The sequence below is a fragment of the Streptococcus sp. 27098_8_99 genome (assembly GCF_041431935.1).
In the GTDB taxonomy this organism is placed as follows: Bacteria; Bacillota; Bacilli; order Lactobacillales; family Streptococcaceae; genus Streptococcus; species Streptococcus parasanguinis_D.
In genome coordinates this window covers 127197-146633 of sequence record NZ_JAPVYQ010000005.1, presented here as the reverse complement: position 1 = coordinate 146633, position 19437 = coordinate 127197, and the positions used below count along the sequence as shown (strand labels likewise).

Annotated in this window: 33 protein-coding genes; 1 reads left to right on the top strand and 32 read right to left on the bottom strand. The window is 41.0% G+C overall.

What is annotated here, in order from left to right:
- Nucleotides 1–205 precede the first annotated feature (205 nt).
- From O3605_RS04645 to tgt, 31 genes are all read right to left on the bottom strand, one after another.
- A complete protein-coding gene (locus O3605_RS04645) occupies nt 206–1477 on the bottom strand; it encodes a glutamate-cysteine ligase family protein (protein ID WP_215195045.1) in 1272 nt (423 codons plus the stop codon).
- A gap of 258 nt (nt 1478–1735) precedes the next feature.
- Nucleotides 1736–2122 (bottom strand): 50S ribosomal protein L17, encoded by a 387-nt coding sequence (rplQ, locus tag O3605_RS04640; protein ID WP_003002399.1) that lies wholly within the window; start codon nt 2120–2122, stop codon nt 1736–1738.
- 11 nt (nt 2123–2133) lie between these two features.
- The gene (locus tag O3605_RS04635) at nt 2134–3072 is read right to left on the bottom strand and encodes a DNA-directed RNA polymerase subunit alpha (RefSeq protein ID WP_003009635.1); all 939 of its coding nucleotides are present in this window, start codon (nt 3070–3072) and stop codon (nt 2134–2136) included.
- Nucleotides 3073–3117: 45 nt separating this feature from the next.
- On the bottom strand, nt 3118–3501 hold the full coding sequence (rpsK, locus tag O3605_RS04630) for a 30S ribosomal protein S11 (protein ID WP_003002390.1): 384 nt from the start codon (nt 3499–3501) through the stop codon (nt 3118–3120).
- Nucleotides 3502–3524: 23 nt separating this feature from the next.
- Nucleotides 3525–3890, bottom strand: a complete 366-nt coding sequence (gene rpsM / locus O3605_RS04625) for a 30S ribosomal protein S13 (RefSeq protein WP_003009631.1) — start codon at nt 3888–3890, stop codon at nt 3525–3527.
- A gap of 17 nt (nt 3891–3907) precedes the next feature.
- Complete coding sequence (rpmJ, locus tag O3605_RS04620; protein WP_001808836.1) at nt 3908–4024, bottom strand: 50S ribosomal protein L36; 117 nt, start codon at nt 4022–4024, stop codon at nt 3908–3910.
- A 23-nt stretch (nt 4025–4047) separates the two neighbouring features.
- On the bottom strand, nt 4048–4266 hold the full coding sequence (gene infA, locus O3605_RS04615; RefSeq protein ID WP_001029883.1) for a translation initiation factor IF-1: 219 nt from the start codon (nt 4264–4266) through the stop codon (nt 4048–4050).
- Between the two features lie 116 nt (nt 4267–4382).
- A complete protein-coding gene (locus O3605_RS04610) occupies nt 4383–5039 on the bottom strand; it encodes an adenylate kinase (protein ID WP_003017039.1) in 657 nt (218 codons plus the stop codon).
- Between the two features lie 96 nt (nt 5040–5135).
- Nucleotides 5136–6446 carry a preprotein translocase subunit SecY gene (secY, locus tag O3605_RS04605; RefSeq protein WP_023920186.1) on the bottom strand — a complete coding sequence of 437 codons (1311 nt, stop codon included), beginning with the start codon at nt 6444–6446 and terminating at the stop codon, nt 5136–5138.
- Between the two features lie 12 nt (nt 6447–6458).
- Nucleotides 6459–6899 (bottom strand): 50S ribosomal protein L15, encoded by a 441-nt coding sequence (rplO, locus tag O3605_RS04600; protein WP_003002405.1) that lies wholly within the window; start codon nt 6897–6899, stop codon nt 6459–6461.
- Between the two features lie 145 nt (nt 6900–7044).
- Nucleotides 7045–7227 (bottom strand): 50S ribosomal protein L30, encoded by a 183-nt coding sequence (rpmD, locus tag O3605_RS04595; protein WP_002894509.1) that lies wholly within the window; start codon nt 7225–7227, stop codon nt 7045–7047.
- Between the two features lie 14 nt (nt 7228–7241).
- Nucleotides 7242–7736, bottom strand: a complete 495-nt coding sequence (gene rpsE / locus O3605_RS04590) for a 30S ribosomal protein S5 (RefSeq protein WP_003009617.1) — start codon at nt 7734–7736, stop codon at nt 7242–7244.
- Nucleotides 7737–7753: 17 nt separating this feature from the next.
- Nucleotides 7754–8110 carry a 50S ribosomal protein L18 gene (rplR, locus tag O3605_RS04585; protein WP_003010871.1) on the bottom strand — a complete coding sequence of 119 codons (357 nt, stop codon included), beginning with the start codon at nt 8108–8110 and terminating at the stop codon, nt 7754–7756.
- An 83-nt stretch (nt 8111–8193) separates the two neighbouring features.
- The gene (gene rplF, locus O3605_RS04580; RefSeq protein ID WP_003010839.1) at nt 8194–8730 is read right to left on the bottom strand and encodes a 50S ribosomal protein L6; all 537 of its coding nucleotides are present in this window, start codon (nt 8728–8730) and stop codon (nt 8194–8196) included.
- A gap of 189 nt (nt 8731–8919) precedes the next feature.
- A complete protein-coding gene (gene rpsH / locus O3605_RS04575; RefSeq protein WP_003010897.1) occupies nt 8920–9318 on the bottom strand; it encodes a 30S ribosomal protein S8 in 399 nt (132 codons plus the stop codon).
- A gap of 211 nt (nt 9319–9529) precedes the next feature.
- Nucleotides 9530–9715, bottom strand: coding sequence for a type Z 30S ribosomal protein S14 (locus O3605_RS04570; protein WP_001085699.1), 186 nt, complete (start codon nt 9713–9715; stop codon nt 9530–9532).
- Between the two features lie 17 nt (nt 9716–9732).
- Nucleotides 9733–10275: a 50S ribosomal protein L5 gene (gene rplE / locus O3605_RS04565; RefSeq protein WP_003009606.1), complete on the bottom strand. Its 543-nt coding sequence runs from the start codon at nt 10273–10275 to the stop codon at nt 9733–9735.
- Nucleotides 10276–10298: 23 nt separating this feature from the next.
- Nucleotides 10299–10604 (bottom strand): 50S ribosomal protein L24, encoded by a 306-nt coding sequence (rplX, locus tag O3605_RS04560; RefSeq protein ID WP_003002315.1) that lies wholly within the window; start codon nt 10602–10604, stop codon nt 10299–10301.
- Nucleotides 10605–10678: 74 nt separating this feature from the next.
- Entirely contained in the window at nt 10679–11047 is a 369-nt protein-coding gene (gene rplN, locus O3605_RS04555; RefSeq protein WP_003002384.1) for a 50S ribosomal protein L14, read from the bottom strand.
- A 25-nt stretch (nt 11048–11072) separates the two neighbouring features.
- The gene (gene rpsQ / locus O3605_RS04550) at nt 11073–11333 is read right to left on the bottom strand and encodes a 30S ribosomal protein S17 (protein ID WP_003009600.1); all 261 of its coding nucleotides are present in this window, start codon (nt 11331–11333) and stop codon (nt 11073–11075) included.
- Nucleotides 11334–11356: 23 nt separating this feature from the next.
- Nucleotides 11357–11563 (bottom strand): 50S ribosomal protein L29, encoded by a 207-nt coding sequence (gene rpmC, locus O3605_RS04545; protein WP_003002350.1) that lies wholly within the window; start codon nt 11561–11563, stop codon nt 11357–11359.
- 9 nt (nt 11564–11572) lie between these two features.
- Nucleotides 11573–11986, bottom strand: coding sequence for a 50S ribosomal protein L16 (gene rplP, locus O3605_RS04540; RefSeq protein ID WP_000960947.1), 414 nt, complete (start codon nt 11984–11986; stop codon nt 11573–11575).
- A 3-nt stretch (nt 11987–11989) separates the two neighbouring features.
- The gene (gene rpsC, locus O3605_RS04535; protein ID WP_003002336.1) at nt 11990–12643 is read right to left on the bottom strand and encodes a 30S ribosomal protein S3; all 654 of its coding nucleotides are present in this window, start codon (nt 12641–12643) and stop codon (nt 11990–11992) included.
- A 12-nt stretch (nt 12644–12655) separates the two neighbouring features.
- Entirely contained in the window at nt 12656–13000 is a 345-nt protein-coding gene (gene rplV, locus O3605_RS04530) for a 50S ribosomal protein L22 (RefSeq protein ID WP_000818139.1), read from the bottom strand.
- A gap of 11 nt (nt 13001–13011) precedes the next feature.
- Entirely contained in the window at nt 13012–13293 is a 282-nt protein-coding gene (gene rpsS / locus O3605_RS04525) for a 30S ribosomal protein S19 (RefSeq protein ID WP_000533766.1), read from the bottom strand.
- 96 nt (nt 13294–13389) lie between these two features.
- On the bottom strand, nt 13390–14223 hold the full coding sequence (rplB, locus tag O3605_RS04520; protein WP_000512900.1) for a 50S ribosomal protein L2: 834 nt from the start codon (nt 14221–14223) through the stop codon (nt 13390–13392).
- 17 nt (nt 14224–14240) lie between these two features.
- Nucleotides 14241–14537: a 50S ribosomal protein L23 gene (locus O3605_RS04515; protein WP_003009593.1), complete on the bottom strand. Its 297-nt coding sequence runs from the start codon at nt 14535–14537 to the stop codon at nt 14241–14243.
- Nucleotides 14537–15160, bottom strand: a complete 624-nt coding sequence (rplD, locus tag O3605_RS04510) for a 50S ribosomal protein L4 (protein ID WP_003009591.1) — start codon at nt 15158–15160, stop codon at nt 14537–14539. The genes O3605_RS04515 and rplD overlap by 1 nt, the downstream gene beginning before the upstream one ends.
- Nucleotides 15161–15184: 24 nt before the next feature.
- Nucleotides 15185–15811, bottom strand: a complete 627-nt coding sequence (rplC, locus tag O3605_RS04505; protein WP_003010846.1) for a 50S ribosomal protein L3 — start codon at nt 15809–15811, stop codon at nt 15185–15187.
- An 81-nt stretch (nt 15812–15892) separates the two neighbouring features.
- Entirely contained in the window at nt 15893–16201 is a 309-nt protein-coding gene (rpsJ, locus tag O3605_RS04500; protein WP_003009585.1) for a 30S ribosomal protein S10, read from the bottom strand.
- 431 nt (nt 16202–16632) lie between these two features.
- Nucleotides 16633–17775 carry a tRNA guanosine(34) transglycosylase Tgt gene (gene tgt, locus O3605_RS04495; protein WP_371585332.1) on the bottom strand — a complete coding sequence of 381 codons (1143 nt, stop codon included), beginning with the start codon at nt 17773–17775 and terminating at the stop codon, nt 16633–16635.
- Nucleotides 17776–17925: 150 nt separating this feature from the next.
- Between tgt and O3605_RS04490 the strand changes: the two genes are divergently transcribed.
- The gene (locus O3605_RS04490; protein ID WP_371585331.1) at nt 17926–18795 is read left to right on the top strand and encodes a DUF975 family protein; all 870 of its coding nucleotides are present in this window, start codon (nt 17926–17928) and stop codon (nt 18793–18795) included.
- A gap of 58 nt (nt 18796–18853) precedes the next feature.
- Here the strand turns inward: O3605_RS04490 and O3605_RS04485 are convergent, their stop codons facing one another.
- Entirely contained in the window at nt 18854–19306 is a 453-nt protein-coding gene (locus O3605_RS04485; protein WP_070666742.1) for a CoA-binding protein, read from the bottom strand.
- Nucleotides 19307–19437: the final 131 nt, after the last annotated feature.

The window sequence follows — 19437 nt, the reverse complement described above, 5'->3', positions numbered from 1 at the left end:
TTGTTCAGTTACTACAACTTTCATTGTAGCGCCCTGCACATTGGTTCGTCTTGTTCAGTTTTCAAAGGTCTTTGTCGCTCTCTCGCGACAACTATATTAGTATATCATGACCTCTCCTTACTGTCAACACTTTTTTTAATTTTTTTTATTTTTTTTAAGATTTTTTTAAAAAAATCGAAAAAAGCCCATAATACAGGCTTTTCTCTTAGTCTAATTCTTTATCAATGATTAAATATTTTTCCTCTTCATAGCCTCTTTCAAGCAATCCTGACTTAGATATTTCTAGAAGTTCCTTTGAAAAGGTTTTTATTTTTTCTTTTTCTTTTTTGCTTAGAATTTTCTTTGAATATTTCTTTCTGAGGTTCCTATAGTCCTGTTTTTCATTTTTTAAGAATGAACAATGTTCTAAATAGTTTTCTAGTTTTTCTAACTGTACAAATAAGCCTAGCTCAAATGCTATCGGGGCAAAGGTTGTTTCTAATGGTTGTGTACAAACACTTCTAAATTCCACTGTACCACGGGCGGTTAGATCTTGAAATTGGTAACTTCGATGTTGTTTTAGGTCTTCTTTTACAGGGTTAATGTTTTTCTCATTTCCATCAGTCGTATAGGCTGTAATTTCTTTTTGATCTAGATAGTCCTCCACTCGAATTGGTTTAAAATAATAAGATTTACCTTCTCTAGTTACTGTAAAAATAGCCGTTCTAGCAAGATTATTAAAAAACTCTTCTTCGCTTTGGTAGTCCTTAGGAAAAATTCCTACATTCTCCCTATAATAACCATGCAAGGATTCTTCCCAAAAAATATCTCTTGCAATTTTTGTATCCCAAGCCTCTGCTGAAAATTCTGAGTTAGAAAACAAATATGCTTTTGCTGCTTCAATTTTATTAAATGCATTAATGATGCGAATATAGTTATCGCGCCTTACATCCAATTGAACTTGGTTTCCGCATATAAATGCTCCGTACGAAGGATAGGGGTGTGTTTTCATCCCTGTACCATTCATTGCAAGGAAAGCCATTAACATCTTGTATCGTTCGATTTTCACCGGGCTATTATCATTTTCTTTCCACAGAGGATGGATTCCATGCCCTTGAATTTCGTGATTATTTTCTTGCAAAATCGGTTGAATGATCTTCAAATAGGCCTCAAAACGTTTGGCTACCTCATCTATAGAATGAGCTCTCTCAAATGCAAATTCAATTGTATTGTAACTCAACTCGAATAGAATACGATCTTTAGAAGAGCAGTAAACCAATTGAATTGGATTTTGATCGTCATCCCTTTTTTCGACTTCAAAATCTGATAAGTTTGCCAAGGTTCGAAAAAGATTTTTCGTCACCTCTATATTTGTTTTATTTCCATTTGTTTCTACAATCGGAAACTCTAATTCAACTCCGACAAAGAGTTCCGAATCCTCTTTCATATTACTAAGGTACTTCTCTTTTAGTAATTTAATTGCTTGTTGTTTTGTCATTGAATCCTTTTTTCTTCTATTGGAGATATGGGTTCCATTATATCATTTTTTGCTATTCTCGACTACTCATCATGAAAAGCAAGACAAAACGCCTGCTTACGAAATTGTTTTAAGTTAAAGCAATTTCGTAAACAAGCGTCTACCATTCATTCAATATGATGAGTGTTCCCGCTGGGGAAAATCCCCAGCGGTAGACCAGAGCTAGACTAAGAATAACAGTGTATTCCATCATCATAACACTCAACAAAATTGATGATATTATACCAATTCGATGATAGCCATTGGCGCAGCATCACCACGACGTGGTTCAGTTTTAAGGATACGAGTATATCCACCATTGCGCTCAGCATAACGAGGTGCTAATTCAGAGAACAATTTTTGAAGTGCAGTTGTTTCTGAGTATTTACCTGTTTCTTCATCAAAGTTTTGTGATGCAACTTCGTTACGTACGAATGCAGCAGCTTGACGACGTGCATGCAAATCACCACGTTTACCCAAAGTAATCATTTTTTCAACTGATTTACGGATTTCTTTCGCACGTGCTTCAGTTGTTACAATTGCTTCATTGATGATAAGATCTGTAGTCAAATCGCGAAGCATCGCTTTACGTTGTGAGCTAGTGCGTCCTAGTTTACGGTAAGCCATGTATTCCTCCTCTATTTATCGTTTTTTAACCCAAGGCCTAAGTCGGCAAGTTTGATTTTAACTTCTTCTAGACTCTTACGTCCCAAGTTACGAACTTTCATCATTTCTGCTTCTGATTTTTCAGTCAAATCGTAAACAGTATTAATGCCAGCACGTTTCAAACAGTTATATGAACGAACTGAAAGATCTAATTCTTCGATCGTACGTTCTAAAATGCGATCATCAGAAGTTGTATCTACTTCCTTCATAACATCTGTCGCAATAGCAATTTCAGTTAAGTTTGTGAATAGATTTAGGTGTTCTGTCAAAATACGGGCAGACAAACCTAAGGCATCTTCTGGAATAATTGTCCCATTTGTCAAAATTTCAAGGGTTAGCTTGTCAAATCCATCGTTGCTACCAACGCGTGCTGGTTCAACTTGGTAATTGACTTTTGTCACTGGCGTATAGATTGAATCTACAGCAAGTGTTCCCACTGGTGCATCATCTTTTTTGTTTTGATCAGCTGGAACATAGCCACGTCCACTGTTTACAGTAAGCGTTGCTTTCAAAGATGCTCCTTCTCCGATTGTAAATAGATAATGATCAGGGTTTACAATTTCGATGTCACTATCAGTAAGAATATCTCCAGCAGTTACTTCTGCAGGTCCTTCTACATCAAGTTCAATAATCTTTTCGTCTTGGACGTAAGATTTAACGGCGATCCCTTTAACGTTAAGAATAATTTGCATAACGTCTTCACGGACTCCTGGAACGGTATCAAATTCGTGGAGTACACCTTCAATGTTGATTGAAGTGACAGCTGCACCTGGAAGTGAAGCCAGAAGTACACGACGAAGTGAGTTTCCAAGTGTTGTACCATAACCACGTTCAAGTGGTTCTACGACAAACACGCCATAATCTTTGTTTTCATCAATTTTTGTTATATTTGGTTTTTCAAACTCAATCATTTGCTATACTCCCTCTTAAACGAAAAGCTGTGTAATTGTTGATGATTATACACGGCGACGTTTTGGAGGACGAGCACCATTGTGTGGTACAGGAGTTACATCGCGGATTGCAGTTACTTCAAGACCAGCAGCAGCAAGTGCACGAATAGCAGACTCACGACCTGAACCAGGACCTTTAACAGTTACTTCAACAGATTTAAGTCCGTGTTCTTGAGCAGCTTTTGCAGCAGCTTCTGATGCCATTTGAGCAGCAAATGGTGTAGATTTACGAGAACCTTTAAATCCAAGTGCACCTGCAGATGACCAAGCGATTGCGTTACCATGCACATCAGTAATCATAACAATTGTGTTGTTAAATGTAGCGTGAATGTGAGCAATACCAGATTCGATATTCTTTTTCACACGACGTTTACGTGTTGGTTTAGCCAAGATTTTTACCTCCTTATTTTATTTTATTTTTTCTTACCTGCAATCGCAACAGCTTTACCTTTACGAGTGCGAGCATTGTTTTTAGTGTTTTGTCCACGAACTGGAAGTCCACGACGGTGACGGATACCACGGTATGAACCGATTTCCATCAAACGTTTGATGTTCAAGTTTACTTCACGACGAAGGTCACCTTCAACTTTGATTGCGTCAACTTCACGACGGATAGCATCTTCTTGATCTGGTGTAAGATCACGAACACGAATATCTTCAGAAACACCTGCAGCAGCAAGGATTTTCTTAGATGTTGGAAGTCCGATACCGTACACATAAGTCAATGAAATTACTACACGTTTGTCATTTGGAATGTCAACTCCAGCAATACGAGCCATGTTTTCTCCTTTCTATTTTATCCTTGACGTTGTTTGTGTTTTGGATTTGCTGGGCAAATTACCATAACACGACCATTACGACGAATTACTTTACAGTATTCGCAAATTGGTTTGACCGATGGTCTTACTTTCATTTTTATCCCTCCAAGTTTTTCGATTATTTAAAGCGGTATGTGATACGTCCACGTGTCAAATCGTACGGACTCATTTCCACTGTAACACGATCTCCCGCTAAAATACGAATATAGTTTTTACGAATTTTACCAGAAACTGTTGCTAAAATCTGATGTCCATTTTCAAGTTCAACCGTAAACATAGCATTCGGCATAGTATCAACTACTTTACCTTCTACTTCAATCACATCGTCTTTTGCCACGCAAAAGTACCTCCATAAATTTCGATTCATTCCTCTGAGCACAGAGGTAACAATTATAAGTCAGACTAACTAATTGTAACACTAGTTGTCCAATAATGCAAGCATGAAAAACGCTTTTATTTCAAATTTGACAAGACTTTTTCAATGTCTGAAAATACATCATTGATATCTTGGTTTCCTTGGATGTCATGTACGAGTCCTTTTGAACGATAAAACTCAATGATAGGTTCTCCTTGTGCAATATTGACATCCAAACGACGTTTAACCGTTTCTGGTTTATCATCTTCACGTTGGTAGAAATCATGACCTTGACAGTTATCACAAGTTCCTTCAACTTTTGTTGGATTAAATACTTTGTGGTAAGTTGCACCACAAGTACGACAGATGAAACGGCCACTCAAGCGTTCTAACAAACTTTCTGGATTTACTTCGATGTTAATGACACCTTCCAATGTGATGCCAAGATCTGACAAAGTTTGATCCAAAGCATGAGCTTGTTCAATTGTACGTGGATACCCATCCAAGAGGAAACCTGTTTCTTTGATATCATCTTGAGCAAGGCGTTCTTTGACAATCCCGTTGGTAACTTCATCTGGTACCAACTCACCTTTATCAATGTATGACTTTGCAAGCACACCCATTTCAGTTTGGTTAGCCATCGCTGCGCGGAACATATCGCCAGTAGAGATGTGCGCTACGTGAAACTCTTCAACGATTTTAGCTGCTTGAGTTCCTTTACCTGCTCCAGGCAACCCCATAATTAAAAGATTCATGATGAATTCTCCTTATTTTGTTTTTAAATGGAAGCAGGAGCGAATTCCTATTTCCATTTAAAAACAAAATAGAAGGCTGACAAAGTCAACCTTAATCTATTCTGTTGTTGTGTCCATAAATCCGACATACTTACGTTTTAATAAGTAGCCTTCTAATTGTTTCATTCCCTCAATACCTGTTGAAATAATGATCAACAAACTAGTTCCTCCAAGAGCAACTGCGTCTGTCAAACCAAATAAATCTCGAGCTAGGATTGGAATGATAGTAATAAAACCAAGAAATACTGATCCAACACTTGCTAAACGACGTAGCAAACGAGACATGAACTCTTCTGTTCCCTTACCAGGACGAACACCCGGAATATAGGCGCCACTCTTTTGAAGGTTTTCTGCCGTTTTTTCAGGATTAATCTGAACAAACGTGTAGAAGAAAGTGAAGAGAATGATCAATAAGGCGTACATCGCTACACCAGTTGGTGTATTTGTTGCCAACATAGCTTGAGCTGTTTTCACCCATCCTGCATTGTAACCCATAGCGCTAATCACTTGGAAAATCGCAGCAGGCGCTGCTGTAATCGAACTAGCGAAGATGACAGGAATAACTCCTGCTGGGTTTACTTTCAAAGGAAGGTAAGAACTTGATGGAGCTCCTTGTGCAATCTTTGTATATTGGATTGGAATCTTGTATTGTGCTTGCTCTACAAAGGTTGTAAAGTAAACAATAACCAAGACAGCAAGGATTAATACCCCAACAAAAATGAGGGAATTGGTCATTTGACCAGAACGAACGTTCACAAATGCATTTTCATAGATTTCTTTAATCATCTCAGGAATTGATGATACAATCCCCGCAAAGATAATCATTGAAACACCATTACCGTAGCCTTTATCTGTGATTTGTTCTCCAAGCCAAGTCACAATCATGGAACCGGTCGTCAGAATCGCACCGATTAATAGATAGGTTTTGGTATTTGGAGTTGCAACTAATTTCGCCTGAGACAAGGTGTGGAAGGTTGCTGTAATCCCGATGGATTGAACAAAGGCTAGAACCAAAGAAATATAGCGTGTTGCTTGGTTGAGCTTTCTTCGACCAACTTCCCCTTGTTTGCCCCATTCAACAAACTTAGGTAACAGATCCATTTGCAAAAGTTGCACGACGATCGAAGCTGTGATGTATGGGCTAACCCCTAGAGCGAAAACTGAGAAGTTCCTCATGGCGTTCCCAGAAACCAAACTGAGCATGTTCAAGAAGGACACATCTTGAAGGTTGTTCAGAATTTTCGCATTTACACCAGGCACTGTAATCGTGGTCCCAATGCGGAAAACAAGAATGATGAAGATCGTAAATAAAATCTTCGACCGTACTTGTTTCACCTTAAATGCATCTTTTAATAATTTAAAAAACATAGGTCACCTCACTTAGATGACTTCAACTGAACCACCTTTAGCAGTGATAGCTTCTTCAGCTGATTTAGAGAATTTAGCAGCTTTAACAGTCAACTTCTTAGTCAATTCTCCGTTACCAAGAATTTTGATACCTGATTTTTCAGCTTTTACAATTCCTGATTCTACAAGTACTACTGGAGTTACTTCAGCACCATCTTCAAAGGCGTTCAATTGATCAAGGTTCACAATAGCATATTCTTTAGCGTTGATGTTTGTAAATCCACGTTTTGGAAGACGACGGAACAATGGAGTTTGTCCACCTTCAAAACCAAGACGTACACCGCCACCGCTACGAGCTTTTTGACCTTTTTGACCACGGCCAGAAGTTTTACCATTACCAGATGAAGTACCACGACCAACACGGTTGCGGACTTTACGTGAACCTGTAGCAGGTTGTAATTCATGAAGTTTCATTATTAATTTTCTCCTCTTTTGTAAATTGCTAACGCATGTAATCAGGAAAAGGTGTCCTAACTACAAACTCGCCTATACTTATATTTAGTTTTAGGGGATGAGAACCTCTCATACCCCTGAAAACTTTGTTTCTATTTTAAATAGATTATTTTACTTCTTCAACTGTTACCAAGTGAGATACAGCAGTGATCATACCACGTACTGCTGGGTTATCTTCTTTAATAACAGAGCTGTTCAATTTGCCAAGTCCAAGTGCTACAACAGTTTTACGTTGTGACGGGATGCGTCCGATTGGAGACTTAGTCAAAGTAATTTTAATTTGAGCCATTTGAATCTCCTTTCTTAAGCCAAGTCAGAAACTGAAATACCACGAAGGGCAGCAACTTCATCAGCGCGTTTCAATTGTGCCAAACCGTTAACAGTTGCACGAACGATGTTGATTGGAGTGTTTGATCCAAGTGATTTAGATGTAACATCTGCAATACCTGCCAATTCGACAACGGCACGAACTGCTCCACCTGCAGCAACCCCAGCCCCTTCGATAGCTGGTTTCAACAATACACGAGCTCCACCAAATACTGATGTTACTTCGTGTGGAATTGTTGTTCCAACCATAGGAACTTCGATCAAGTTTTTCTTAGCATCTTCAACAGCCTTACGGATTGCTTCTGGAACTTCTTGAGCTTTACCAGTACCAAATCCAACACGGCCATTACGGTCACCAACAACTACAAGAGCTGCAAAACGAAGACGACGTCCACCTTTAACAACTTTTGTTACACGGTTGATGGCAACTACGCGTTCTTCAAGTTCAACTGCATTATCTTTAAATGCCATTTTCTAGTGTCCTCCTATTAGAATTTCAATCCGTTTTCACGAGCTGCATCAGCCAAAGCTTTAACACGTCCGTGATATAGATATCCACCGCGGTCGAACACCACTTCAGAAATACCTTTAGCAACTGCACGTTCAGCAACAAGTTTGCCGACAACAACGGCTTGTTCAGTTTTAGTTCCTTTTGAAACTTCTTTGTCAAGAGTTGAAGCGCTTGCGAGCGTTACACCCGCTACGTCATCAATTACTTGAGCGTAGATGCCTGTATTAGAACGGAATACGTTCAAACGTGGGCGATCAGCAGTTCCAGAGAGTTTTCCGCGAACGCGACGGTGGCGTTTTTGACGGATTTTGTTTTTATCTGGTTTCGAAATCACAATTTTCACCTCTTAATTTTAAAATCATGTGCTAAGCACTGAGTTGGTAAGATGAAGGATGGTTGAAAAACAACCAAACTACATTATTTACCTGTTTTACCTTCTTTGCGGCGAACGTATTCACCAACATAACGGATCCCTTTACCTTTGTATGGTTCAGGTGAACGAAGGCTACGTACATAAGCAGCTGTTTGACCAACTACTTCTTTTGAAATTCCGCTAACAACGATTGTTGTTGGGTTTGGAAGTTCAAAAGTAATTCCTTCTGGAGCTTCAACTTCGTCTGGGTGTGATTTACCAACAGCCAAAACAAGTTTTGATCCTTGAAGTTGTGCACGGTATCCAACCCCGCGCATTTCAAGTTCTTTCTTGAATCCTTCTGATACACCAGTAACCATGTTGTTCAAAAGGGCACGAGTTGTTCCGTGGATTGTTTTCATTTCTTTTGAATCGTTTGGACGGTGAAGTGTTACTTCAGTACCTTCCACACGGATTTCAATATCTTTTGAGAACGTACGAGTAAGTTCTCCTTTAGGTCCTTTTACAGTTACAACGTTGTCATTGTTAGTGATTTCAACACCAGCAGGCAACACGATAACTTTATTACCAATACGTGACATGTTTTTTATTCTCCTGTTAAATTGTCAGGCCTTTACGGGCCAGTTTTCACGGGGTTTAAATCTTTTTGATTTAAAAGTTAATGTTTAGGTCTCAATTTCTAAGTGAATCGAGGCATTGTCTCGCAGACATAACTTTAGGTTAGGCAAGAGACAATAACGAAGAGTCACAACGAAATTGGGAGCTAAATATTACCAAACGTAAGCGATAACTTCTCCACCAACATTCTTTTGGCGAGCTTCTTTATCAGTAAGCAAACCTTCAGAAGTTGAAAGGATAGCAATTCCAAGTCCGTTAAGAACTTTTGGAAGATCTTCACGTTTTTTGTAAACACGCAAACCTGGTTTTGATACACGTTTCAAGTTTGTGATAACTTTTTCACCGTTTTGTCCGTATTTCAAGAATACACGGATGATGCCTTGTTTGTCATCTTCGATGAATTCAACGTTTTTTACAAAACCTTCGCGTTTAAGGATTTCAGCAATCCCTTTTTTGATGTTTGATGCAGGTACTTCAAGTACTTCGTGTTTTGCTTGGTTAGCGTTACGAATACGTGTAAGGAAGTCTGCGATTGGGTCAGTCATAACCATTATAATTTCTCCTCTTACTAGTAGTTTGCAAGTTGCACTTGCTAGTTAATGATTGAGCTAGGCTCAGAAAGTTTTGATACACACAGATGAGCATTTCTCATTTGAACACGAGCTACAACCTGGGCAAAAAAGATAGATTTGTTTTGGAGCAATGCTCCTGCACCAAATCTCCTATTTTTGCTATGGTTGTTACGCTCTTTGTATCATGCTATTACCAAGATGCTTTTGTTACACCTGGGATTTGACCTTTGTATGCCAATTCACGGAAGCAAACACGGCAAAGTTTAAACTTGCGGTAAACTGAGTGTGGACGTCCACAACGTTCACAGCGAGTGTATGCTTGAGTAGAGAACTTCGCTGGGCGTTTGTTCTTAGCAATCATAGATTTTTTAGCCATTAGTTTTACCTCCTATATTATTTTGCAAACGGCATACCGAGGCCAGTAAGCAATGCACGTGATTCTTCGTCTGTGTTCGCTGTAGTTACGATTACGATATCCAAACCACGAGTTTTATCAACATCATCAAAGTTGATTTCTGGGAAGATCAATTGTTCTTTCACACCAAGTGTGTAGTTTCCGCGTCCATCAAATGATTTTGTTGGAACACCATGGAAGTCACGTACACGTGGAAGTGAAACTGTTACCAATTTATCCAAGAATTCGTACATACGTTCACCACGAAGGGTAACTTTTGCACCGATCGCAACACCTTCACGAAGACGGAAGCCGGCGATTGATTTTTTAGCCTTAGTGATCAATGGTTTTTGACCTGAGATCAAAGCAAGCTCTTCAGCAGCTTTTTCAAGGTTTTTAGCATTTGATACTGCATCACCGACACCCATGTTCAAAACGATTTTATCAACTTTTGGCACAGCCATAACTGATGAATAGTTGAACTGTTCAGTCAATGATGGTACTACTTCATTAAGGTATTTTTCTTTTAAACGATTAGCCATTATACTTCTCCTTTCCTTCGTGATTAGTCAAGCACTTCGCCTGATTTTTTGTTGTAGCGAACTTTTTTGCCGTCTACAAATTTGTAGCCAACACGTCCAGCAACACCGTTTTTGTCCAAAACTTGAACGTTAGAAGCATGGATTGGAGCTTCTTTTTCAACGATTGCACCTTGAGGGTTTTCGTTATTTGGACGTTGGTGTTTCTTGATGATGTTTACACCTTCTACAACAACTTTATTTACTTTTGGAAGAGCAGTAAGAACAACAGCTTCTACGCCTTTGTCTTTACCAGCGATAACGCGAACTTTGTCGCCTTTTTTTACAAACATTTTATTCTCCTTTTATTCTTACGCCCGACGGGCACCCTGGCTGAGCCAGGGGACTGTGTTTGTTTTTTTATTGATTAAAGTACTTCTGGAGCAAGTGATACGATCTTCATAAAACCACCGTCACGCAATTCACGTGCAACTGGGCCAAAGATACGAGTTCCGCGAGGAGTTTTGTCGTCACGGATGATCACTGCTGCATTTTCGTCGAACTTGATGTATGAACCATCTTTACGACGAGCACCTGATTTAGTACGAACGATAACAGCTTTTACAACGTCACCTTTCTTAACCGCACCACCAGGAGTAGCTTGTTTTACAGATGCAACGATTACATCACCGATGCTCGCGAATTTACGTTTTGAACCACCAAGAACTTTGATTGTCAAGATTTCGCGTGCGCCACTGTTGTCAGCGACTTTCAAACGAGTTTCTGTTTGAATCATTTACGTTTTCTCCTTTCAGGTATGATTAGATGATGACCGCTTTTTCAACGACTTCTACAAGACGGAAGCGTTTTGTAGCTGAAAGCGGACGAGTTTCCATGATACGAACGATATCGCCTTCTTTAGCAACATTGTTTTCATCATGAGCTTTGTATTTTTTAGAATAGTTGATACGTTTACCATAGACTGGGTGGTTACGTTTAGTTTCAACTACAACTGTGATTGTTTTGTCCATTTTGTCAGACACAACGCGTCCAACAAGAACTTTACGATTATTGCGTTCCATTGAAATTCTCCTTCCCTAGTCTATTATTTAGCTTCTGATTGAACAGTTTTGATACGAGCGATTTGTTTTTTCACTTCTTTCAAACGTCCAGTTTGTTCCAATTGACCAGCAGCTGCTTGGAAACGAAGTTCAAACAATTCTTTCTTCAATTCATTTTCACGCTTCGCGAGTTCTTCTTGAGAAAGACCACGAAGTTCTTTAACAAATTCTTTTACTTCTGTAAGTTTCATGACCTCTCCTTATTCTGCTTCACGTTTCACAAATTTAGTTTTAACTGGCAATTTGTGGCTAGCAAGACGAAGTGCTTCGCGTGCGATCTCTTCAGATACACCAGCGATTTCAAACATCACTTTACCACGTTTAACTGGTGCTACCCAACCTTCAGGAGCCCCTTTACCAGATCCCATACGTACCCCGATAGCTTTAGCGGTGTATGATTTGTGTGGGAAAATCTTAATCCAAACTTTACCACCACGTTTCATGTAACGAGTCATGGCGATACGAGCAGCTTCGATTTGACGGTTTGTGATCCAGTGGCTAGTTGTAGCTTGAAGACCGTATTCACCGAATGCTACTTCTTTTCCACCTTTTGCTTCACCGCGCATTTTACCACGGAATTCGCGACGGTGTTTTACACGTTTAGGTACTAACATTGGTTATTTACCTCCTTTAGCGTCTTTACGAGCTGGAAGAACTTCACCACGGTAGATCCATACTTTAACACCAAGTTTACCGTAAGTAGTGTCTGCTTCTTCCCAAGCGTAATCGATATCAGCGCGAAGTGTGTGGAGTGGAACAGTTCCTTCAGAGTATCCTTCTGCACGGGCAATATCTGCACCGTTCAAACGACCTGATACTTGAGTTTTGATTCCTTTAGCTCCAGCACGCATAGCACGTTGGATTGCTTGTTTTTGTGCACGACGGAAAGCAACACGTTGTTCCAATTGACGAGCGATTCCTTCACCAACAAGGTGAGCATCCAAGTCAGGACGTTTGATCTCAATGATGTTGATGTGTACTTGTTTACCAGTCAATTTGTTAAGAGCTGCACGAAGTGCATCAACGTTTGCTCCACCTTTACCGATAACCATACCTGGTTTAGCAGTGTGAAGAGAAACGTTAACTTTGTTTACTGCGCGTTCGATTTCAATAGTTGAAACAGCTGCGTCAGCCAATTCTTTTTGAATGAATTTACGGATTGCAAGATCTTCATGAAGGTAATCCGCGTATTCTTTTTCAGCATACCATTTGGCATCCCAATCACGGATGATACCAACACGCATACCAATTGGATGTACTTTTTGACCCACGAGTTTACCTCCTTATTTTTCTGCAACAGCTACTGTGATGTGAGCTGTACGTTTGTTGATTGGTGAAGCTGAACCTTTCGCACGTGGACGGAAACGTTTCATTGTTGGTCCTTCGTTTGCGAATGCTTCAGATACTACCAAGTTAGCTTTTTCCAAACCAAAGTTGTTTTCAGCATTTGCTACTGCTGAGTTCAACACTTTAAGGATGATCCCTGCAGCTTTGTTTGGTGTGAATGTCAAAATAGCGATGGCATCGGCTACGCTTTTACCACGGATGTTGTCAAGAACAAGACGTGATTTACGAGGTGAAACACGCACTGTACGAGCCATTGCTTTAGCTGAAGTAATTTCTGCCATTTATGTTCTCCTTATTTTCTACGTGTCTTCTTGTCGTCTGCCGCGTGACCTTTGTAAGTACGAGTTGGTGCAAATTCACCAAGCTTGTGACCTACCATGTCTTCTTGGATGTAAACAGGCACATGTTTACGTCCATCATAAACTGCGATAGTGTATCCGATGAAACTTGGGAAGATCGTTGAACGACGTGACCAAGTTTTAATTACTTTTTTCTTTTCGTCGTTTGCTTGAGCTTCAACTTTTTTCATCAAATGCTCATCGACGAAAGGTCCTTTTTTAAGACTACGTCCCATTTTGTAATTTTCTCCTTTAAAATTTAGTACCACAGCGGCTTGCGCTGCTAGGCAGCGCTACCGAGCTGGCGGAAAGTGTAAGCTAGTTGCTTATGATTATTTTTGGTTGCGACGACGAACGATAAGTTTGTCAGATTTCGCTTTCTTGTTACGAGTTTTAAGACCAAGCGCAGGTTTACCCCAAGGAGTAGATGGCGCTTTACGTCCAACTGGTGCTTTACCTTCACCACCACCGTGTGGGTGATCATTCGGGTTCATTACAGAACCACGAACTGTAGGGCGAACACCTTTCCAGCGGTTACGTCCCGCTTTACCAAGGTTTACAAGTCCATGTTGTTCATTTCCGACAACACCAACTGTAGCACGGCAAGTTCCAAGAATCATACGAACTTCGCCTGATTGAAGACGAACAAGTACATATTTACCTTCAGAACCCAATACTTGAGCAGAAGCTCCAGCAGCACGTACCAATTCTCCACCTTTACCAGGTTTCAATTCGATGTTGTGGATCAAAGTACCAACTGGGATGTTAGCAAGTGGAAGAGCATTTCCGACTTTGATATCCGCTTCTGGCCCTGATACGATGCGTTGACCTACTTCAAGACCTTTAGGGGCGATGATGTAAGCTTTAACACCGTCAGTGTAGTGTACAAGCGCGATGTTAGCTGAGCGGTTTGGATCGTATTCGATCGTTTTAACGACTGCTTCAACTCCATCTTTGTTACGTTTGAAATCGATCAAACGGTAATGACGTTTGTGTCCACCACCTTGGTGACGAACAGTGATACGACCGTTGTTGTTACGACCTGCTTTGTTTTTAAGAGAAACAAGCAAAGTTTTCTCAGGTGTGTTTGTTGTGATTTCAGCGAAATCCAAAGAAGTCATATTACGGCGACCGTTTGTTGTTGGTTTATAAACACGAATTCCCACGATATTTCCTCCTTAGATTATTCAGCTTCAGTAGCAAACAACTCGATTGCTTTAGAATCAGCTGCAAGCGTGATGATAGCTTTTTTAGTTTTTGAAGTAAAACCAGTGTAACGTCCAACGCGTTTTGCTTTAGGTTTTACGTTTACAGTGTTCACATTCGCAACTTTTACACCTTCAAACGCAGCTTCAACAGCTTGTTTGATCAAAAGTTTGTGAGCGCGAGTGTCAACTTCGAATACATATTTGCCTGCTTCAAGTTGAGCCATTGACTTTTCAGTGATAACAGGTTTTTTGATAACATCATACAAATTCATTATGCAAGAACCTCCTCGATTTTAGAGATAGCTGCTTGAGTAACAAGAAGTTTGTCACTATTTGCGATGTCAAGAACACTTGCAGTTGTAGCAGTCGCAACTTTCACGTTTGGAAGGTTACGAGCTGAAAGAGCTGCGAATTCGTTTCCTTCTTCAAGAATAACAAGGACTTTAGAATCGATGCTCAAAGCTGCAAGAACTTTTGCAAATTCAGCAGTTTTTGGAGCTGTAAATTCAAGAGAATCAACGGCTACAAATTTGTTTTCAGCAACTTTTTCTGAGTAAACAGATTTAAGTGCAAGGCGACGAACTTTTTGAGGAAGTTTGTACGCATAGCTACGTGGAGTTGGTCCGAAGACGATTCCACCACCACGCCATTGTGGAGAGCGGATAGAACCTTGACGAGCACGTCCAGTTCCTTTTTGACGCCATGGTTTGCGTCCGCCACCTGAAACGGCTGAGCGGTTTTTAACTGCGTGAGTCCCTTGACGAAGGCTAGCACGTTGGCTGATGATCACATCAAATACAACTGCTTGGTTTGGTTCGATACCAAAGATCGCATCGTTAAGAACAACTTCGCCCGCTTGTTTACCAGTTTGGTCGAATAATGTTACATTTGCCATTTTGACTGTATTCCCCTTTCCTTATTATTTACCAGCTTTAACTGCTGACTTGATAGTGATAAGAGATTTCTTAGCACCTGGTACGTTACCTTTGATAAGGATAACGTTCTTTTCTGGAACAACTTGTACAACTTCAAGATTTTGAATAGTTACACGATCGCCACCCATGCGTCCTGCAAGGTTTTTACCTTTGAATACGCGGTTAGGTGCAACAGGTCCCATAGAACCTGGACGACGGTGGTAACGAGAACCGTGAGCCATAGGTCCACGTGATTGTCCGTGGCGTTTGATAACGCCTTGGAAGCCTTTACCTTTAGAAGTACCAGTTACATCAACAATGTCTCCAGCTTCGAAAGTGTCAACTGTGATTTCAGCACCAACTTCCAAGCCTTCAACGTTTTTGAATTCACGAATGAAGCGCTTAGGAGCCGTGTTAGCTTTTGCTACATGTCCTTTAGCAGGTTTGTTGCTCAATACTTCGCGTTTGTCATCGAAACCAACTTGGATAGCGTTGTAACCATCTGTTTCAACAGTTTTAACTTGAAGAACAACGTTTGGAGTTGCTTCGATAACTGTTACAGGGATCAATTCGCCAGCTTCAGTGAAGATTTGAGTCATTCCCACTTTTTTCCCTAAGATTCCTTTTGTCATGAGAAAATAGTTCCTTTTCTATAGTTTTTTCTTCAAAAAGTTTTTAACGAGCGTTTTTCATGCTCATGATCAAGCTTTAGATTAAAGTTTGATTTCTACGTTTACACCACTAGGGAGATCCAATTTCATCAAAGCGTCAACTGTTTTTTGAGTTGGGTTGATGATGTCGATCAAACGTTTGTGTGTACGCATTTCGAATTGTTCGCGAGAGTCTTTGTATTTGTGAGTCGCACGAATAATTGTGTAGAGGCTACGTTCAGTTGGAAGTGGGATTGGACCCGCAACTTGTGCACCTGTACGAGTAGCTGATTCTACGATTTTTGCAGCCGCTGTGTCGAGTGTACGGTGTTCGTACGCTTTCAAACGGATGCGGATTTTTTTGTTTGCCATCTTTTTCTCCTTTTCGTCTATTTAAGATAATAGGCTAGCTCCACAAGAAAACCGACGCGCGTTGCGTGGCAATGCAACCGAGCGTGTCGCAACCTCTTGCATCAAAGCTAATAGCTGTTTTTCACAGCACGATAGTAGTTTAACACAAACAAAGGCCCAATGCAAGGGATTTGAGAAGATTTTTTTCGTTTTTTTAATGAAAGTGTTTTCGTTAAGAAAAGAGCGCAAAAAAAGTTGCTATTATATAGAAAAAAGGGAGCGAGACAGAACAAATTTATATCCAATTTGTTCGTCGTCTCGCCCCCGCACAGTTGATTAGGTTATCTTTGGAGCTTAACAAGCTCCAAAGATACCAATCAACCACTGCGTCTCGCAGTTATTCCTATTATTCTCAGATGGCTGCAATCTTTGTTCTTGCTATTTAGCTCTTCCTAGAAATTCCGTCCTGATTTGTTATAGCCATATTTTTCGACGAAATGCTCGCGGAATTCCAAGAGATTGTCATCCATGATGGCTTGACGGACCTGCTTCATAAGGTTGATCAAGAAATAGAGGTTATGGTAGCTGGTCAAGCGAATACCGAAGGTCTCATCTGCCTTGAGGAGGTGGCGAAGATAAGCTCGGGTATAGTTTTTACAAGTGTAGCAATCACATTCAGGATCCAGCGGTGTAAAATCTTCTGCAAATTGCGCATTTTTCACTACCAGGCGTCCTTGACTAGTCATACAGGTACCATTTCGCGCAATCCGCGTCGGCAAGACACAGTCAAACATGTCCACTCCACGAATCACCCCATCGATCAGACTGTCTGGAGCCCCCACTCCCATGAGATAGCGTGGCTTGTTCTCTGGTAAGAGCGGAGTTGTGAAATCAAGTACTGCATTCATCTCTTCATGGCTTTCCCCAACAGCTAATCCACCGATGGAATAACCTGGAAAGTCCATGCTGACCAGATCCTTGGCGGACTGACGGCGCAAGTCTTCAAATCCAGCCCCTTGGACAATCCCGAACAGACCTTGATCATGAGGGCGACGGTGAGCTTTTAGCCCACGTTCTGCCCAACGACTGGTCCGTTCGATTGATTTTTTCACATAATCATAGGGCTGATAGAACTGAGGACATTCATCAAAGGACATCATGATGTCACTGCCTAGATTGTTTTGGATGGAAATAGCCTTTTCTGGAGAAAGGAACATTTTCGAGCCGTTGAGGTGGTTTTTAAAGGTTACCCCTTCTTCAGTAATATTGCGGGTATCCGCTAGTGAATAGACTTGGAAGCCTCCACTATCTGTCAAAATGGGCTGATCCCAGTTCATGAACTGGTGCAATCCTCCTGCTTTTGCGACCAAGTCATCTCCTGGACGAAGCCAGAGATGATAAGTATTAGCCAAAATAATGCCTGAGCCCATTTCCTTGAGTTCTTCTGGCGATTGGGTCTTGACGGTTGCCTGAGTCCCTACGGGCATAAACATTGGGGTTGGGAAGGTCCCGTGAGGGGTGATAATTTCTCCCAGACGAGCACCTGTATGCTTTTCTTTTTTGATTAATCGATATTGAATCGGTGAATCTGTCATGGTTACCTCCGTACTGGGAAAAACAGTCCCAGCCTTCTTATTCCTGTCACAGTTTTCCTGTGAGCACCTGTACGATTGTACCAAATTTTACCGGCCCTGTCACGGACTTATGTTATAATAAAAAGTACTACTATGAAGAGAGTGTCATCTATGAACCTTAAATTGATTCGCCTCCGGGCACGCACCATGCAAGTCCAGCAACCGGGCTTAGCTATACTTTTTGCTCTTCCGGTCCTGTTGACCATTCTTGCTAACTTTCTCTTAAGCGGGCAAGATCTGGTCGACCTACTACCGGATATGACCTTGCAGCAAGCAAGTGTCTACATGATCCAGCGGCAGCTCTTTCCTTCTGTTGTCTCCTTTGTCATCTCCATTTTAGTGGTCGGTGCAACTTTTAGCTATTTAGATACGATCAATCCCAAAATCGAACACCGAACACGCGTGTTAGATATCTTTAAACAAGATCGCTTTACCTCTGTATTTGCCACCTTGATCTTGAAGCAAGCCGTCCTCTTTTTATGGGGACTCATCCTCTATGTAGGGAGCCTCATCAGCACCTACGCTAGCATTCGATTTTTGGCGATCTACGACAAGGTAAGCAACCCTAGTACTTTGAGTGTTTCCAGTCCTGAATTTCAATCTCTCATGCAACAAATGCCTCTGATGACTGCTGGTGTTGTGTTGGGCCTACTCGGCCTCCTCTTTTACCTGCCACAATACTACAGTCTCAGCCTGGTCGAATTGATCCTCTATGAGCAATTACGAGACGGCGACTACAAGGGAGCCTTTGGAGTCCTTCGCCAAAGTCGTGAAACCATGAAAGGGTTCCGCAGCAATCGCTTGGTGCTCGATCTAACCTTGATTGGTTGGTACTTCCTGAATTACTTCACGCGCGATGTCATCGGCTTTTACACCATGCCTTACTTTATCAACTGCCAAATTGCCTTTTATGATCAAATCAAGCAGATTAAACAAGGGCCACGTCATTTTACAGGCCATCCAAGCCATGAAACTGAATAAGAGTAAGAAGAAAACCCCAGCAAGCTGGGGTTTTCTTCTATGATCAATTGTTTATCATTTATAAACCGTATAGGGAGTCTCCTAAGATCAGTCGGGTGTGTTCCCGTTTGATACAGCGGTTCATGACGATATCTTCTCGTCCAGCTCCACGAAGGATTTCTTCTGCTTCTTGATTTTCCAGCTCCAATTGTGCCCAGAAAATGTTCGCATCCGTCTCAATAAAATCACGTGCCACATCTGGTAAAAACTCACTGCGTCGGTATACATCGACGATATCTACTGGGAAAGGAATCTCCTGCAAGCTAGCATACACCGTTTCTCCAAGAATCTGGCCACCAGCTGCACGAGGGTTGACAGGAATAATCCGATAGCCCCGCTCTTGCATCTCTTTGCTGACACGATGACTGGTTGTGTCTTCACGATCAGATAATCCAACTACAGCGATGATCTTGCTCGTTTCTAGGTAATGTTTGATAATGCCATCACTAGGATTGCGAAATGAATAAGCCATAAGAATCTCCTTTTGTATGCGTTTCCTTTCTTTAAATAGTATAACAATACGGAAGGCATTGCAAGTGTTTGTCATTAAAAGCGGTAGGAAACTAAAAAGTCTCCTACCGCTTTCTATTTTGAATAAACTCA

Excerpts from the sequence above, each read along its gene's own strand:
- rpsJ (WP_003009585.1), bottom strand. The coding sequence starts at position 16,201 with ATGGCAAACAAAAAAATCCGCATCCGTTTGAAAGCGTACGAACACCGT.
- rplO (WP_003002405.1), bottom strand. The coding sequence starts at position 6,899 with ATGAAACTTCATGAATTACAACCTGCTACAGGTTCACGTAAAGTCCGC.
- tgt (WP_371585332.1), bottom strand. The coding sequence starts at position 17,775 with ATGACAGATTCACCGATTCAATATCGATTAATCAAAAAAGAAAAGCAT.
- rplQ (WP_003002399.1), bottom strand. The coding sequence starts at position 2,122 with ATGGCTTACCGTAAACTAGGACGCACTAGCTCACAACGTAAAGCGATG.
- rplX (WP_003002315.1), bottom strand. The coding sequence starts at position 10,604 with ATGTTTGTAAAAAAAGGCGACAAAGTTCGCGTTATCGCTGGTAAAGAC.
- O3605_RS04610 (WP_003017039.1), bottom strand. The coding sequence starts at position 5,039 with ATGAATCTTTTAATTATGGGGTTGCCTGGAGCAGGTAAAGGAACTCAA.
- O3605_RS04635 (WP_003009635.1), bottom strand. The coding sequence starts at position 3,072 with ATGATTGAGTTTGAAAAACCAAATATAACAAAAATTGATGAAAACAAA.
- rplN (WP_003002384.1), bottom strand. The coding sequence starts at position 11,047 with ATGATTCAAACAGAAACTCGTTTGAAAGTCGCTGACAACAGTGGCGCA.
- O3605_RS04485 (WP_070666742.1), bottom strand. The coding sequence starts at position 19,306 with ATGGCTTATTCATTTCGCAATCCTAGTGATGGCATTATCAAACATTAC.
- rpmD (WP_002894509.1), bottom strand. The coding sequence starts at position 7,227 with ATGGCTCAAATTAAAATTACTTTGACTAAGTCTCCAATCGGACGCATC.
- rpsH (WP_003010897.1), bottom strand. The coding sequence starts at position 9,318 with ATGGTTATGACTGACCCAATCGCAGACTTCCTTACACGTATTCGTAAC.
- rpsE (WP_003009617.1), bottom strand. The coding sequence starts at position 7,736 with ATGGCATTTAAAGATAATGCAGTTGAACTTGAAGAACGCGTAGTTGCC.
- O3605_RS04570 (WP_001085699.1), bottom strand. The coding sequence starts at position 9,715 with ATGGCTAAAAAATCTATGATTGCTAAGAACAAACGCCCAGCGAAGTTC.
- rplP (WP_000960947.1), bottom strand. The coding sequence starts at position 11,986 with ATGTTAGTACCTAAACGTGTAAAACACCGTCGCGAATTCCGTGGTAAA.
- secY (WP_023920186.1), bottom strand. The coding sequence starts at position 6,446 with ATGTTTTTTAAATTATTAAAAGATGCATTTAAGGTGAAACAAGTACGG.
- O3605_RS04515 (WP_003009593.1), bottom strand. The coding sequence starts at position 14,537 with ATGAATTTGTATGATGTTATCAAAAAACCTGTTATCACTGAAAAGTCA.
- rpsM (WP_003009631.1), bottom strand. The coding sequence starts at position 3,890 with ATGGCTCGTATTGCTGGAGTTGACATTCCAAATGACAAACGTGTAGTA.
- rplF (WP_003010839.1), bottom strand. The coding sequence starts at position 8,730 with ATGTCACGTATTGGTAATAAAGTTATCGTGTTGCCTGCTGGTGTTGAA.
- rpmJ (WP_001808836.1), bottom strand. The coding sequence starts at position 4,024 with ATGAAAGTAAGACCATCGGTCAAACCAATTTGCGAATACTGTAAAGTA.
- rplV (WP_000818139.1), bottom strand. The coding sequence starts at position 13,000 with ATGGCAGAAATTACTTCAGCTAAAGCAATGGCTCGTACAGTGCGTGTT.
- O3605_RS04490 (WP_371585331.1), top strand. The coding sequence starts at position 17,926 with ATGAACCTTAAATTGATTCGCCTCCGGGCACGCACCATGCAAGTCCAG.
- rplD (WP_003009591.1), bottom strand. The coding sequence starts at position 15,160 with ATGGCAAATGTAACATTATTCGACCAAACTGGTAAACAAGCGGGCGAA.
- O3605_RS04645 (WP_215195045.1), bottom strand. The coding sequence starts at position 1,477 with ATGACAAAACAACAAGCAATTAAATTACTAAAAGAGAAGTACCTTAGT.
- rpsQ (WP_003009600.1), bottom strand. The coding sequence starts at position 11,333 with ATGGAACGCAATAATCGTAAAGTTCTTGTTGGACGCGTTGTGTCTGAC.
- rpsS (WP_000533766.1), bottom strand. The coding sequence starts at position 13,293 with ATGGGACGTAGTCTTAAAAAAGGACCTTTCGTCGATGAGCATTTGATG.
- rplC (WP_003010846.1), bottom strand. The coding sequence starts at position 15,811 with ATGACAAAAGGAATCTTAGGGAAAAAAGTGGGAATGACTCAAATCTTC.
- rplE (WP_003009606.1), bottom strand. The coding sequence starts at position 10,275 with ATGGCTAATCGTTTAAAAGAAAAATACCTTAATGAAGTAGTACCATCA.
- rpmC (WP_003002350.1), bottom strand. The coding sequence starts at position 11,563 with ATGAAACTTACAGAAGTAAAAGAATTTGTTAAAGAACTTCGTGGTCTT.